This window comes from Pseudomonas sp. R25(2017), assembly GCF_002112565.1.
Lineage (GTDB): Bacteria > Pseudomonadota > Gammaproteobacteria > Pseudomonadales > Pseudomonadaceae > Aquipseudomonas > Aquipseudomonas ekonensis.
This window is the reverse complement of record NZ_NEHZ01000004.1, coordinates 243,840-257,964: the sequence shown is the minus strand read 5'-3', so window position 1 is coordinate 257,964 and position 14,125 is coordinate 243,840. Positions and strand designations below refer to the sequence as shown.

Genomic DNA, 14,125 nt, shown 5'->3' with positions numbered 1-14,125 from the left:
AAAGCCGCTCACACCGCCACCGACGGCAAAGCCAACCCGTTCAACGACTGGGCGCTGCCGGCCTGCTCGGCCATCAGCCAGTCGACGAACCGTTGGATCAATGCCCCACGTCGTTTGCGCGGCGGCAGCACCACGTAATAGCCGAGCCGCGACAGGGTGGTCTCGGCGATGGGCCGGCACAGCAAGCCCTGGCTCAGCAAGTTATCCACAAGGTGGCGCCAGCCGATGGCCACGCCCTGGCCGCCGATGGCCGCCTGGATCAGCAGCGTGTAGTTGTCGAAACGCAATTGCCCCGGCGCCGGCGGGGTGGTGAGGCCGAGCTCGCGGAACAGTCCGCTCCAGTCGAACCAGCGGCTGCTGTTCTCGCCCCGCAGGTGCAGCAGCGGAAACTCCAGCAACGCCTGGGGCGACAGGGGAAGGGCGCGGTCCTTGAGCAGTTGCGGGCTACACACCGGGAACACTTCTTCGCTGAACAGCCAGTGGCTTTCGCCCTGCTTGAAGCGTCCGTCGCCGAACAGCACCGCCACGTCGATGTCGGTGCGCAGCATGTTGTGGCTGCGCTCGCTGGTGACCAGGCTCACGTCCACCTGCGGGTTAGCCGCGTGGAAGCGGTGCAGGCGCGGCATCAGCCAGTAGGCGGCGAAGGCGAAATCGGTGGCGACCTGCAACACCTCATGCTGCTGTTGTGCGCTGATCGCGCTCAATCCTGCGTCGATGTTCTGCAAACCGAGGGCAACCTGCTCGAACAGCAACGCACCGACCTCGGTCAGGCCGATGCCCCGGTAGATCCGGTCGAACAACCGCGCGCCGAGCTGCTCCTCCAGCCGCTTGATCTGCTGGCTGACGGCCGGCTGCGTGGTGCCCAGCTCCACCGCCGCAGCGGTGAAACTGCGGTGACGGGCCGCCGCCTCGAAGGCGCGCAACAGGTCCAGCGAAAGGTCGCCAAGGGCTTCATACATAAGCGATGCTTATCCTAGTCATTGTTCGGCACGGGCTTTACCGAACCGGGCATGGAATCCATGCTCAATCGCAGCAATGTCGCATAACTCTCCACTATGGAATGCCGCGATCACATGAAGCGCAAGAACATTCTTTTCATCATGGCCGATCAGATGGCCGCGCCCATGCTGCCGTTCTACGGCCCGTCGCCCGTCAAGCTGCCGAACCTCAGCCGTCTCGCCGAGCAGGGCGTGGTGTTCGACGCCGCCTACTGCAACAGCCCGCTGTGCGCGCCGTCGCGCTTCACCCTGGTCAGCGGCCAATTGCCCAGCAAGATCGGCGCCTACGACAACGCCGCCGATTTCCCCGCCGACGTCCCGACCTACGCCCATTACCTGCGCCGCCTCGGCTACCGCACCGCGCTGTCGGGCAAGATGCACTTCTGCGGCCCGGACCAACTGCACGGCTACGAAGAACGCCTGACCAGCGACATCTACCCCGCCGACTACGGCTGGGCGGTGAACTGGGACGAGCCAGACGTGCGCCCCAGCTGGTACCACAACATGTCCTCGGTGCTGCAGGCCGGGCCGTGCGTGCGCACCAACCAGCTCGATTTCGACGAAGAAGTGGTGTTCAAGGCCCGCCAGTACCTGTACGACCACGTCCGCGAGGACGGCGACCGGCCGTTCTGCCTGACCGTGTCGATGACCCACCCGCACGACCCGTACACGATTCCCAAGGCGTTCTGGGACTTGTACGACGATGCCGACATCCCGCTTCCGGTCACCCCGGAGCAACATTCGCTCGACCCGCATTCCCAGCGACTGCTCAAGGTCTACGACCTGTGGGACAAGCCGCTGCCTGTGGATAAGATCCGCGACGCGCGCCGGGCCTACTTCGGCGCGTGCAGCTACATCGACGACAACGTCGGCAAGCTCCTGCAGACCTTGGAGGAAACCGGGCTGGCCGACGACACCGTCATCGTGTTCTCCGGCGACCACGGCGACATGCTCGGCGAGCGCGGGCTCTGGTACAAGATGCACTGGTTCGAGATGGCCGCCCGGGTGCCGCTGCTGATCAGCGCCCCCGGCCAATTCGGCGCCCGCCGGGTCAGCGCCGCCGTGTCCACCGCCGACCTGCTGCCGACCTTCGTCCAATTGGCCGGCGGCAGCCTGGAACCGGGCCTGCCGCTGGACGGCCGGTCACTGGTGCCGCACCTGCAAGGGCAGGGCGGGCACGACGAAGTGTTCGGCGAATACATGGCCGAAGGCACCGTGAGCCCGTTGATGATGATCCGGCGCGGCGCCTACAAATTTATCTACAGTGAAGACGACCCTTGCCTGCTGTTCGATGTGGACAATGATCCGCACGAGCTGGAAGAACTCAGCGCATCGCCGCAGCATCGCCAGCTGTTCGACGATTTTCTCGCCGAGGCGCGGGCCCGCTGGGACATCCCGGCGATCCACCGGGACGTGCTCGCCAGCCAGCGGCGGCGGCGCTTCGTCGCCGGGGCGCTGACCCTCGGCACGCTCAAGAGCTGGGATCACCAGCCGCTGGTGGACGCCAGCCAGCAGTACATGCGCAACCACATCGACCTCGATGACCTGGAGCGCAAGGCCCGTTATCCACAACCCTGCCAAAACCAATAACGCAAAGGGGAAGTCCATGGTCAAGTTATCCACAATCGTGACGGTCGGCCTGATCAGCCTGGGCAGCGCCCAGGCCTGGGCCGAGGCAAGCTGCGAAACCGTGAAGATGGCCGACCCCGGCTGGAGCGACATCGCCGCCACCAACGCCATCACCGGGTTCCTGCTGGACGGCATGGGCTACAAGCCCAAGGTCGACACCCTCGCGGTGCCGATCACCTTCGGCGGCCTGAAGGACGGCCAGGTCGACGTGTTCCTCGGCAACTGGATGCCGGCGCAGCAGGGGTTCTACGACAAGTTCGTGGCCACCGGCGACGTCACCCAACTGGCGAAGAACCTCGACGGCACCGAGTTCACCCTGGCCGTGCCCGACTACGTGTGGGACGCCGGCGTGCATGACTTCGCCGACCTGAACAAGTACGCCGACAAGTTCGACAAGAAGATCTACGGCATCGGCTCCGGCGCGCCGGCCAACATTTCCTTGCAGGAGATGATCAAGAAGGACGACTTCGGCATGGGCCAGTGGAAGCTGATCGAGTCCAGCGAACAGGCGATGCTCGCCGAAGTGTCGCGGGCGGTGAAGAAGCAGAAATTCGTCACCTTCCTCGGCTGGACGCCGCACCCGATGAACGTGCAGCTGAAAATGCATTACCTCAAGGGCGGCGAGAAGTACTTCGGCGACACCGGCAGTGTGCATACCCTGACGCGCAAAGGCTACGCCGAAGCCTGCCCGAACGTGGGCCGGCTGCTGACCAACCTGTCGTTCACCCAGCAGATGGAGAACAGCATCATGGCCGAGGTGGTGAACAAGAAGATCAGCAACGCCGACGCGGCCAAGGCGTGGATCAAGGCCAACCCGGCGGTGCTGGAGAAATGGCTGGACGGGGTGAAGACCGTGGACGGCAAAGACGCACTGCCTGCGGTCAAGGCCCGGCTCTGAACGCTGTGGCGAGGGCGCTTGCTCCCGCCGGGCTGCGCACTCCAGCGGGAGCAAGCGCCCTCGTCACAAGCCACAAGCTAAAACTGCAAGCCACCCGTGAGGGTGTGTGCCTGATACCCTTGCGCAAAATCCCGTCCGAGAGGATCCATGGCCCTCCCCAGCCGCCGCTCACTGCTGCCCTTCCTGACCTGGCTGCCCCGGCAAACCCGCGCCAGCGTCGGACGCGACCTGATCGTCGGCCTCAGCGGCGCGATCCTCGCGCTGCCCCAGTCGGTCGCCTACGCCCTGATCGCCGGGCTACCGCCGGAGTACGGGCTGTATGCGGCGATCGTCCCGGTGCTGATCGCCTGCCTGTGGGGCTCCTCCTGGCACCTGATCTGCGGACCGACGGCGGCGATCTCGATCGTGCTGTACGCCAGCGTCAGCCCGTTGGCCGTCCCCGCCTCGCAGGACTACGTCACCCTGATCCTGCTGCTGACCTTCCTGGCCGGGATCTTCCAGTGGCTGCTCGGCCTGCTGCGCTTCGGCGCCCTGGTGAATTTCGTGTCGCACTCGGTGGTGCTCGGCTTCACCCTCGGCGCGGCGGTGGTGATCGCCGTCGGCCAGTTGCCGAACCTGCTGGGCCTGGACCTGCCCGCCAAGGCCACGGCGCTGGCGAGCCTGACGGATCTGCTGAGCCACCTGGGGGCTGTGGATAAGCCGTCGCTGGCCCTGGGCCTGGCCACCGTGGGGGTGGGCGCCATGCTCAAGCGCCTGCTGCCGCGCTGGCCGACGTTGTTGATCACCCTGGCGCTGGGCAGCCTGCTGGTGTGGCTGTGGCCGGCGATGTTCGGCCATGTGCGCCTGGTCAGCGCGTTCACCGGCAGCCTGCCGCCGTTCAGTGCGCTGCCGCTGGATCTGGACCTGATCCTGCGTCTGCTGCCCAGCGCGGTGGCGGTGGGCATGCTCGGGCTGGTCACCAGCCTGTCGATCGCCCGCTCCATCGCCGCCCGTTCGCAACAGTTGCTCGACGCCAACCAGGAAGTCCGCGCCCAGGGGCTGTCGAACATCGTCGGGGCGTTCTTTTCCGGTTCGCTGTCCGCCGGGTCGTTCACCCGCTCGGGGCTGAGCTACGAGGCCGGCGCCTGCTCGCCGCTGGCCGGGGTGTTTTCGGCGGTGTGGGTGGCGCTGTTCGCGCTGTTCGGCGCCGCGCTGATCGCGCACATTCCGATCCCGGCCATGGCCGGCAGCATCCTGCTGATCGCCTGGGGGCTGGTGGACCATCGCGGCATCCGCGCCTTGCTGCGGGTCAGCCGCGCCGAGTTCGCGGTGATGGCCCTGACCTGCGCCGCCACGCTGCTGCTGGAACTGCAGACGGCGATCTACGCCGGGGTGCTGGCGTCGCTGTTCTTCTACCTCAAGCGCACCTCGCAGCCGCGGGTGCAGCATTGGCGCGACGGCGAGGACGATGTGCTGCGGGTCGGCGGCTCGATTTTCTTCGGCGCCAGCCACTACCTGCAGGTGCGCCTGCAACGCCTGCACGGCGCCCGGGTGGTGATCGAGGCGCAGCAGATCAACTTCATCGATTACTCGGGGGTGGAGATGCTGCACCAGGAAGCCCGGCGCCTGCTGAGCCAGAACCGTTGCCTGACGTTGCGCCGGGCGCGGCCGCAGGTGGTGGAGGAGTTGCTCAAGCTGGAAGGGCCGCAGAAGTGCCCGATCCGCTTCGAGGATTGACCGCAGAGCCCGCTGGGGGAGCGGACCTGCTCGCGATGGCGGTCTGTCTGTCGCAGCGATGCTGGAGGTGACGCCTTCATCGCGGGCAGGCTCGCTCCCTCAGGGTCATTGCGCCAATTGGCGGCGCAGTTCGGCCAGCACCGGCGCGGTGTCGGGGCGCACCCCGCGCCACAGGAAAAACGCTTCCGCCGCCTGCTCGGCGAGCATCCCCAGCCCGTCCATGACCACCCCGGCGCCGTGTTCGCTGGCCCAGCGGCAGAACGCGGTGGGTTCCTTGCCGTACATCATGTCGTAGCACAGGGTCTTGCCCGGCTCGATCAGGCTCGGGGCGACCGGCGGCACGTCGCCGGTGAGGCTGGCCGAGGTGGCGTTGATGATCACGTCCACCGGCTCCTGCAGCCAGTCGAAACCGCTGGCCGACACCGGCCCAAGGTCGCAGAACAGTTCGGCCAGCAGCTCGGCCTTGTCCACCGTGCGGTTGGCGATGATCACCGACGCTGGCCGCTCGGCCAACAACGGCTCCAACGCGCCGCGCACCGCGCCGCCGGCCCCCAGCAGCAGGATGCGTTTGCCGGTCAGGCTGAAACCGGCGTTGACCGTCAGGTCGCGCACCAGCCCGGCGCCGTCGGTGTTGTCGCCCAGCAGGCTGCCGTCGGCCTGCCGGCTCAGGGTGTTCACCGCACCGGCCCGTTGCGCGCGGGCGGTCAGGCTGTCGGCCAGGCGATAGGCCTCTTCCTTGAACGGTACGGTGACGTTGGCGCCGCGTCCTTCCCGGAAGAACGCCGTGGCGCAGTCGCTGAAGCCGTCCAGCGGCGCCAGCAGGGTGCTGTAGTCGAGCTGCTGGCCGGTCTGCCCGGCGAACAGCGAGTGGATCATCGGCGATTTGCTGTGGCCGATCGGGTTGCCGAAAACGACGTAACGGTCCATCGACACTCCTCAGGCCTGAGCCAGCCAGTCGCGGTCTTGCAGGAAGTAGTCGGTCAGGCGCGCCTCTTCGCTGCCCGGCTCGGCTTTCCAGTCGTAGGCCCAGCGCACCTGTGGCGGCAGCGACATCAGGATCGATTCGGTGCGCCCGCCCGACTGCAGGCCGAACAGGGTGCCGCGGTCGTACACCAGGTTGAACTCGACGTAGCGCCCGCGGCGGAATTCCTGGAACTCACGCTGCTTGGCGGTGAACGCCTCGTGCTTGCGGCGCTGGACGATCGGCAGGTAGGCGTCGATGTAGGCATCGCCGATGGCGCGCATGAAGGCGAAGCTGGTGTCGAAGTCCCACTCGTTCAGGTCATCGAAGAACAGGCCGCCGATGCCGCGCGGCTCGTGGCGGTGCTTGATGTGGAAGTAGGTGTCGCACCAGGCCTTGTAGCGCGGGTAGACGTCCGGGCCGAACGGCGCGCAGGCCTGGGCGGCGATGCGGTGCCAGTGGACGCAGTCTTCTTCGTTGCCGTAGTACGGGGTCAGGTCGAAGCCGCCGCCGAACCACCAGACCGGTTCTTCGCCTTCCTTTTCGGCGATGAAGAAGCGCACGTTGGCGTGGGACGTCGGCACGTGCGGGTTGTGCGGATGGATCACCAGCGACACGCCCAGGGCCTCGAAGCCGCGTCCGGCCAGCTCCGGCCGGTGGGCGCTGGCCGACGGCGGCAGGCCGCTGCCGAAGACGTGGGAAAAGTTGACGCCGCCCTTTTCGATCACCGTGCCGTTCTCGATCACCCGGGTGCGACCGCCGCCGCCGGCCGGACGGGACCAGGCGTCTTCGACGAAGCGCGTGCCGCCGTCTTCGGTCTCCAGCGCGGCGCAGATGCGGTCTTGCAGGTCGAGCAGATACGCCTTTACGGCGTCGGTGCGGGTCGTCATGGCATCACCTTGGATCGGGCAAAACTGCGCGCGGCCCCCGCAAACAAGGGGCGCCGCGCAAATGGGCGCACAGCATACCATCGCAGGCGAACCTGCCGCAGTTGACGAAGATCAAGCTTGGGGGTTCGATAGCAGGCTTCCCGAATGTCTCAAGGAGCAGGCAGATGGCCAAGCGTATCCAGTTCCGCGCCCACGGCGGCCCCGACGTGCTCGAATACGTCGACTACTCGCCCGTCGAGCCCGGCCCGCAGCAGGTCCGCGTGAGCAACAAGGCCATCGGCCTGAACTTCATCGACACCTACTACCGCAGCGGTCTGTATTCGCCGCCGTCCCTGCCGTCTGGGCTCGGCGCCGAAGGCGCGGGCATCGTCGAGGCGGTGGGCAGCGCGGTGACCCGGTTCAAGGTCGGCGACCGCGTGGCCTACGGCAGCGGCCCGCTGGGGGCCTACAGTGACGTGCATGTGCTGCCCGAAGCCAACCTGGTGCACCTGCCGGACGCCATCGGTTTCGAGACCGCCGCCGGCGTGATGCTCAAGGGCCTGACCGTGCAGTACCTGCTGCGCCAGACCTACGAGCTCAAGGGCGGCGAAACCATTCTGTTCCACGCGGCGGCCGGCGGCGTCGGCCTGCTCGCCTGCCAGTGGGCCAAGGCCTTGGGCGTGAAGCTGATCGGCACCGTCAGCTCCAAGGAAAAGGCTGAACTGGCCAAGGCCAACGGTGCCTGGGCGACCATCGACTACAGCCACGAGAACGTCGCGCAACGGGTGCTGGAACTGACCGACGGGAAGAAGGTCCCGGTGGTGTACGACGGCGTCGGCAAGGACACCTGGCCGGCCTCGCTCGACAGCGTGGCCCCGCGCGGGCTGGTGGTGAGCTTCGGCAATGCGTCCGGCGCGGTGGAGGGGGTCAACCTGGGGATCCTCGCGGCCAAAGGTTCGCTGTACGTGACCCGCCCGACCCTGGCGACCTACGCCAACAACGCCGAGAACCTGCAGCGCATGGCCGACGAGCTGTTCGGGATGATCGCCGCCGGCAAGCTCAAGGTGGAGATCGGCCAACGCTATCCATTGGCGGACGCCGCCAAGGCGCAGACCGACCTGGCGGCGCGCCGCACCACCGGCTCGACCATCCTGTTGCCCTGAAGCCAGCCTGCTGGCGATGGCGGTGCAGCCTGTCTCAGGCCGGGCGCACCACGTTGCCGGTCGCCAGGTCGCGGATCAGGCTCGGGTTCTTGCGCCCGCCGAGCATGCCGCCGAGCACCAGGTCGACCTGGCCGCGGAAATACTGCTCGACCCGCAGCCGGGTGCGCGCCGCCGGACGCCCCTGGGGGTTGGCCGACGTCGACACCAGCGGCCCCACCAGCGCGCACAGGTCACGCACCTGCGGATGATCGCTGACCCGCAGCGCCACGGTGTCATGCACGCCGGTGATCCACTCGGGCAGCAGGTTCTGGTGCGGCACCAGCCAGGTGTTGGGCCCGGGCCAGGTGGCGGCCATGCGGTCGATCCACTCCTGCGGGAAGTCTTCGAACAGGAAGTCGAACTGACGGATGTTGTCGGCGACCAGGATCAGCCCCTTGTCCGCCGACCGGTTCTTGATCGCCAGCAGCCGATCCACCGCCTCCTCGTTCCACGGGTCGCACCCCAGCCCCCAGACGGCTTCGGTTGGGTAGGCAATCACCGCCCCGGCGCGAATCTCTCGTGCGGCTTGCTGCACACGCCAACTGTTGACCATGAAACACTCTCCGCAAACAGGTTTCGCGCAGTTTACCGATCTTCCCCGTAAAACCCAGCCTCCCGAGCGTCAGCTCACCCGCGCCAGCCAGCGGCCGCTTTCGCACACGGCGCGGCCGTCCATCTCCAGCTCGGTCAGCGCCGCCAGCACTTTGGGCAGCGCCCAGCCGCAGCTTTCGGCCAGGGCTTCGCTGGTGTGCGGCGCGGCATGCAGCAGCCGCAGCAACGGGTGATCGGCCGGCGACGGGGCTGTGGACAACGGCACGCGCTGCCAGCCGCGCAGGGCTTCGAGGATGTGCTCGATGGTCTCCACCAGCGCCGCGCCGTCGCGGATCAGCTGATGGCAGCCCCGGGCGCCGGGATGATGGATCGAACCAGGTATCGCAAAGACCTCGCGCCCCTGTTCCGCCGCCAGCCGGGCGGTGATCAGCGAACCGCTGGCCACGCTGGCCTCGACCACCAGCACGCCGAGCGCCAGGCCGCTGATGATCCGGTTGCGCCGGGGAAAGTTGCTGGCGACGGGGCCGGTGTCCAGCGGAAACTCCGACACCACTGCGCTGCCGGAGGCGATCATCGCGTCGGCCAGCCGTCGGTTGCGCTGTGGATAAAAATTTTCCAGCCCCGTGCCCAAGACGCCGACGGTGCGCCCGCCGACGTCCACGGCGGCCTGGTGCGCCGCCGCGTCGATGCCCAACGCCAACCCGCTGGTGATGACGAACCCGGCCCCGGCCAGGCTGCGCGAGAACGCGGCGGCGCTGTCCATTCCAGGGCGCGACGCGCGGCGGCTGCCGACCATCGCCAGTTGCGGCCTCTCCAGGATCTGCGGGTCGCCGGCCACGAACAGCAGCGGCGGCGGATCGGCAATCTGCGCCAGCAGCGCCGGGTAATCGGGCTGGCCCCACATCAGCACATGCCGGTCCGGCCGCTCTAGCCAGCGCAATGCGTGGCTGGCGCCATCGCGCACCTGCGGACAACGCCGGGCCTCGGCGCAGGTCGCCGGCAACCCCAGCGCCCGCCAGGCGCTGGCCGGAGCGCTGATGGCCTTGGACGCCGAGCCGAAGGCTTCGAGCAGTTTGGCGAAACGTTTGGGACCGATGTCCGGCATACGGTGGAGGCGCAGACGCGCCTCCAGTTCCGCCGGGGAAACCGGCGTACAGGCAGACAGTTGCATGGATCATCCTTGACCGTCGGGCGTCCCGAACCATTCGGGACAAGCTGTGGATAACTCTGTTGGTAACTTGTGAAGCCAACTAAGGGTTGCGCACCTTGTCCAGCACCGCCAACGAGCGCGTGGCGTTCAGCACCAGGCCGTAACTGAGCTTGTCGTAGGTGCGGAACACCATCAGCAGGCCGGCGCGCTCGTCCGGGATCTTCAGCGGCTGGCCGGTGATCCGGTCGCGCACGGTTTCCCCGGTCTTCATCACCACCAGCACGTTGCCTTCGGCCAGGCCGTCGCGCTTGCCCTTGTTCAGCGTCACCACGTCCATGGCGCCGATCTGGGTGACGCCCCGCGGCACGTCGATGATCAGGCCGTTGATGTCGGTCTGCGGCGCGCTGGGCATGAAGGTCGAGTTGATCGAGCGCTCCTCGCCGCTGAACAGACGGTCGCCCAGGCGCACTTCCTGGGTGGTGCGCTGCAGGGCGAGGGTGGCCACGTCGCCTTCGGTGGCGATGATCTCGCCGCCGCCGACGTCATCGGCGTTGATCCCCAGGAACTCCTTGCTCTGCGGGTCGGTGTAGACCTTGCCCTGGCGGAAGATCCCGTACACCGGCCGGCTCATGTCGAAGCGGCCGCGGGCGAAGATCCGGTCGCCGGTGCCGCTGAGCACCCGTTCGGCATCGCCGGCGACGATGTACGGCGCCTTGTCGAAATCCTCGGCCTTGTCGACGATCCGGTTGCTGAGCAGGAAGCTGTTGATGGATTTGAGCGGAATGCTCGGGATGGCCTCGGCCACCGGGCTGCTGCGCACCCGCGGCGACAACTTGATGGTGCCGCGCGAGGCGCCGCGGTTGAGGGTCAGGCGCGGCTGGCCGTTGACGTAGTCGAGCGTCAGCGTGTCGCCCGGATAGATCAGGTTGGGGTTTTCGATCTGCGGGTTGGCGTGCCACAGCTGCGGCCATTGCCAGGGCTCGCGCAGGTATTTGCCGGAGATGTCCCAGAGGGTGTCCCCCGAAACCACCGTGTATTGCCGTGGAAAACCTTCCTTGAGCTGCACTTGCCCGTGCGCGGCGCCGGCCGAGGCCAGAAGCAGCAGGGCGAACAGTGTTTTCCTCATGCGGTGAATCCCTTTATCATGTGCATTCGCGTGAATCGTCAGAGCCCCCGTGGCTCGCCCCGGCCTGCACTGCAAAAGCCAGGGGCTACGCTTCACAACGGTAGCCTGCATCCTCGGACCCGCCAGGCCATCGACCCGACTTTACCTCACACGTGCAGCAATCAAGCCTATGGCCATTTTGAACATCCTCGAATTTCCGGACCCGCGCCTGCGCACTATCGCCAAACCTGTGGCCGTAGTGGACGACGAAGTGCGTCAACTGGTCGATGACATGTTTGAAACAATGTATGAAGCGCCGGGCATCGGCCTCGCCGCGACCCAGGTCAACGTGCACAAGCGTATCGTCGTGATGGACCTTTCCGAAGACCGCACCGAGCCCCGGGTGTTCATCAACCCCGAGTTCGAGCCGCTGACCGACGAAATGGATCAGTACCAGGAAGGGTGCCTGTCGGTGCCGGGCTTCTACGAAAACGTCGACCGCCCGCAGAAGGTCAAGATCAAGGCCCTGGACCGCGAAGGCCAGCCTTACGAACTGATCGCCGAAGGCCTGCTCGCGGTGTGCATCCAGCACGAATGCGACCACCTCAACGGCAAGCTGTTCGTCGATTACCTGTCCACGCTCAAACGCGACCGCATCAAGAAGAAGCTGGAAAAGCTCCACCGCCAGAACGCTTGATGCCCTCCTTCAAAGGCTTGCTGCGGCAAGCCTTTTTCTTTTTCAAGACGCTTTGCACTTAGAGACCCCCGAATGACTGAGCCACTGCGCATCGTTTTTGCCGGCACCCCGGAATTCGCCGCCGAACACCTCAAGGCCCTGCTGGCCAGCCCTTACGAGATCGTGGCGGTCTACACCCAACCGGACCGTCCGGCCGGCCGCGGGCAAAAACTGATGCCGAGCCCGGTCAAGCAGCTGGCTGTGGATAACCATATCCCGGTGCTGCAGCCGCCGACCCTGCGCAACGCCGACGCCCAGGCCGAACTGGCCGCCCTCAAGCCTGACCTGATGGTGGTGGTGGCCTACGGCCTGATCCTGCCGCAAGCGGTGCTGGACATCCCGCGTTTGGGCTGCATCAACAGCCACGCGTCCTTGCTGCCGCGCTGGCGCGGTGCGGCGCCGATCCAGCGCGCCGTGGAAGCGGGCGACGCCGAAAGCGGCGTGACCGTGATGCGCATGGAGGCCGGCCTGGACACCGGGCCGATGCTGCTGAAGGTCGTCACCCCGATCAGCGCCGACGACACCGGCGGCAGCCTGCACGACCGTCTCGCCGAAATGGGCCCGCCGGCCGTGGTACAGGCGATCGCCGGCCTCGCCGCCGGGACGCTGGAAGGCGAGGTGCAGGACGACGGCCTCGCCACCTACGCCCACAAGCTGAACAAGGACGAGGCCCGCATCGACTGGCGCCGTCCGGCCATCGAACTGGAACGCCTGGTGCGCGCCTTCAACCCGTGGCCGATCACTCACAGCACCCTCGACGGCGAAGCGCTGAAAGTGCTGGCGGCCACCCTGGCCGACGGCAAGGGCGCCCCCGGCACCATCCTCGGCGCCAGCAAGGACGGCCTGATCGTCGCCTGCGGCGAGCAGGCGCTGTGCCTGACCCGCCTGCAACTGCCCGGCGGCAAGGCGCTGAACTTCAGCGACCTGTTCAACAGCCGCCGCGAGAAATTCGCCGTCGGCATCGTCCTCGGCGAAACGGCGGACACCCCATGAATCCACGTCTGGCAGCCGCCAAGGCCTTGGCCGCCGTCCTCAGCGGAAAAGCCTCGCTCAACAGTTCCCTGCCCACGCAACTGGACAAGGTCGAGGACCGCGACCGCGGCTTCACCCAGGATCTGGCGTTCGGCACCGCCCGTTGGCAGCCGCGGCTGTCGGCCCTGGCGGAAAAACTGCTGCAGAAGCCGTTCAAGGCCGCCGACGCCGACGTCGAGGCCCTGATGCTGGTAGGCCTCTACCAATTGCTCTACACCCGGGTGCCGGCCCACGCGGCCATCGGCGAAACCGTCGGCTGCGCCGACAAGCTGAAGAAGCCTTGGGCCAAAGGCCTGCTCAACGCCGTGCTGCGCCGGGCGCAACGGGAAAGCGAAGCGCTGTTCGCCGAACTGGCGCGGGACCCGGTGGTGCGCACCGCCCACCCGCGCTGGCTGCAGAAATCCCTGAAGGCCTTCTGGCCCGAGCAGTGGGAAGCGATCTGCGAGGCCAACAACGCGCACCCGCCGATGATCCTGCGGGTCAACCGCCGCCATCACAGCCGCGACGCCTACCTCGCGCTGCTGACCGACGCCGGGATCGCCGCGCAGCCGTGCGCCTTCAGCCGCGACGGCATCGTGCTTGAGGCCGCCGCCGACGTGCGCAGCCTGCCGGGCTTCGCCGAGGGCTGGGTCAGCGTCCAGGATGAAGCCGCGCAACTGGCCGCCGACCTGCTGGACCTGGCGCCGGGCCAACGGGTGCTGGACGCCTGCTGCGCCCCCGGCGGCAAGACCTGCCATATCCTCGAAGCCGAACCGGCGCTGGCCGGCGTGGTGGCGGTGGACCTGGAAGCCAAGCGGCTGGTGCGGGTGAAGGAAAACCTCGAACGCCTCGGCCTGAGCGCCGAACTGATCGCCGCCGACGGCCGCGACACCGCCGCCTGGTGGGACGGCAAGCCGTTCCAGCGGATCCTGCTCGACGCGCCGTGCTCGGCCACTGGCGTGATCCGCCGCCATCCGGACATCAAGCTCACCCGCCAAGCCGACGACATCGCCGCCCTCGCGCAACTGCAGGGCGAGCTGCTCGACACGATGTGGAAAACCCTGGAGGTGGGCGGCATCCTGCTCTACGCCACCTGCTCGACCTTGCCCACCGAGAACACCGAGGTCATCGCCGCGTTCCTTGAGCGCACCCCGGGCGCCCGGGAGCTGGACCTGGCCACGGCGGCCGGCATCAGGCAGCCCCACGGCCGTCAATTGCTGGCCCAGCAAGGCGGACACGACGGGTTCTACTACGCCAAGCTGATCAAGATCGCTGCCGCGCGCGGCTAAACGGATTCA

The 14,125-nt window shown here is 67.2% G+C and carries 13 protein-coding genes; 7 read left to right on the top strand and 6 right to left on the bottom strand.

Annotation, left to right across the window (positions count from 1 at the left end):
- Positions 1 to 8: 8 nt before the first annotated feature.
- A complete protein-coding gene (locus tag CAG31_RS07185; RefSeq protein WP_085579335.1) occupies positions 9 to 959 on the bottom strand; it encodes a LysR family transcriptional regulator in 951 nt (316 codons plus the stop codon).
- Positions 960 to 1,073: 114 nt separating this feature from the next.
- On the opposite strand from CAG31_RS07185, the gene betC reads away from it, so the two are divergent.
- From betC to CAG31_RS07170, 3 genes are all read left to right on the top strand, one after another.
- Complete coding sequence (gene betC, locus CAG31_RS07180) at positions 1,074 to 2,588, top strand: choline-sulfatase (RefSeq protein ID WP_085579333.1); 1,515 nt, start codon at positions 1,074 to 1,076, stop codon at positions 2,586 to 2,588.
- Positions 2,589 to 2,604: 16 nt separating this feature from the next.
- The gene (gene choX, locus CAG31_RS07175; protein ID WP_085579330.1) at positions 2,605 to 3,525 is read left to right on the top strand and encodes a choline ABC transporter substrate-binding protein; all 921 of its coding nucleotides are present in this window, start codon (positions 2,605 to 2,607) and stop codon (positions 3,523 to 3,525) included.
- Between the two features lie 147 nt (positions 3,526 to 3,672).
- A complete protein-coding gene (locus tag CAG31_RS07170; protein WP_085579328.1) occupies positions 3,673 to 5,241 on the top strand; it encodes a SulP family inorganic anion transporter in 1,569 nt (522 codons plus the stop codon).
- A gap of 105 nt (positions 5,242 to 5,346) precedes the next feature.
- Here the strand turns inward: CAG31_RS07170 and aroE are convergent, their stop codons facing one another.
- Together aroE and hemF are read right to left on the bottom strand one after the other, a co-directional pair.
- Positions 5,347 to 6,168 carry a shikimate dehydrogenase gene (gene aroE, locus CAG31_RS07165; RefSeq protein WP_085579326.1) on the bottom strand — a complete coding sequence of 274 codons (822 nt, stop codon included), beginning with the start codon at positions 6,166 to 6,168 and terminating at the stop codon, positions 5,347 to 5,349.
- A 9-nt stretch (positions 6,169 to 6,177) separates the two neighbouring features.
- A complete protein-coding gene (gene hemF, locus CAG31_RS07160; RefSeq protein WP_085579323.1) occupies positions 6,178 to 7,092 on the bottom strand; it encodes an oxygen-dependent coproporphyrinogen oxidase in 915 nt (304 codons plus the stop codon).
- Positions 7,093 to 7,256: 164 nt separating this feature from the next.
- Between hemF and CAG31_RS07155 the strand changes: the two genes are divergently transcribed.
- Complete coding sequence (locus CAG31_RS07155) at positions 7,257 to 8,234, top strand: NADPH:quinone reductase (protein ID WP_085579321.1); 978 nt, start codon at positions 7,257 to 7,259, stop codon at positions 8,232 to 8,234.
- Positions 8,235 to 8,268: 34 nt separating this feature from the next.
- Here the strand turns inward: CAG31_RS07155 and CAG31_RS07150 are convergent, their stop codons facing one another.
- From CAG31_RS07150 to CAG31_RS07140, 3 genes are all read right to left on the bottom strand, one after another.
- Positions 8,269 to 8,826 carry an L-threonylcarbamoyladenylate synthase gene (locus CAG31_RS07150; protein WP_085579318.1) on the bottom strand — a complete coding sequence of 186 codons (558 nt, stop codon included), beginning with the start codon at positions 8,824 to 8,826 and terminating at the stop codon, positions 8,269 to 8,271.
- 69 nt (positions 8,827 to 8,895) lie between these two features.
- Complete coding sequence (dprA, locus tag CAG31_RS07145) at positions 8,896 to 9,996, bottom strand: DNA-processing protein DprA (RefSeq protein ID WP_085579316.1); 1,101 nt, start codon at positions 9,994 to 9,996, stop codon at positions 8,896 to 8,898.
- Between the two features lie 79 nt (positions 9,997 to 10,075).
- Positions 10,076 to 11,101, bottom strand: coding sequence for a LysM peptidoglycan-binding domain-containing protein (locus CAG31_RS07140; RefSeq protein WP_085579314.1), 1,026 nt, complete (start codon positions 11,099 to 11,101; stop codon positions 10,076 to 10,078).
- A 169-nt stretch (positions 11,102 to 11,270) separates the two neighbouring features.
- Here CAG31_RS07140 and def point away from each other — a divergent pair, with 169 nt between their 5' ends.
- The 3 genes from def to rsmB all read left to right on the top strand — a co-directional run bounded on the left by def (position 11,271) and on the right by rsmB (position 14,116).
- Complete coding sequence (def, locus tag CAG31_RS07135) at positions 11,271 to 11,777, top strand: peptide deformylase (RefSeq protein ID WP_085579312.1); 507 nt, start codon at positions 11,271 to 11,273, stop codon at positions 11,775 to 11,777.
- A gap of 72 nt (positions 11,778 to 11,849) precedes the next feature.
- Entirely contained in the window at positions 11,850 to 12,809 is a 960-nt protein-coding gene (gene fmt, locus CAG31_RS07130) for a methionyl-tRNA formyltransferase (protein ID WP_085579310.1), read from the top strand.
- The gene (gene rsmB, locus CAG31_RS07125; RefSeq protein WP_085579308.1) at positions 12,806 to 14,116 is read left to right on the top strand and encodes a 16S rRNA (cytosine(967)-C(5))-methyltransferase RsmB; all 1,311 of its coding nucleotides are present in this window, start codon (positions 12,806 to 12,808) and stop codon (positions 14,114 to 14,116) included. Before fmt ends, rsmB begins: the two co-directional genes overlap by 4 nt.
- Positions 14,117 to 14,125: the final 9 nt, after the last annotated feature.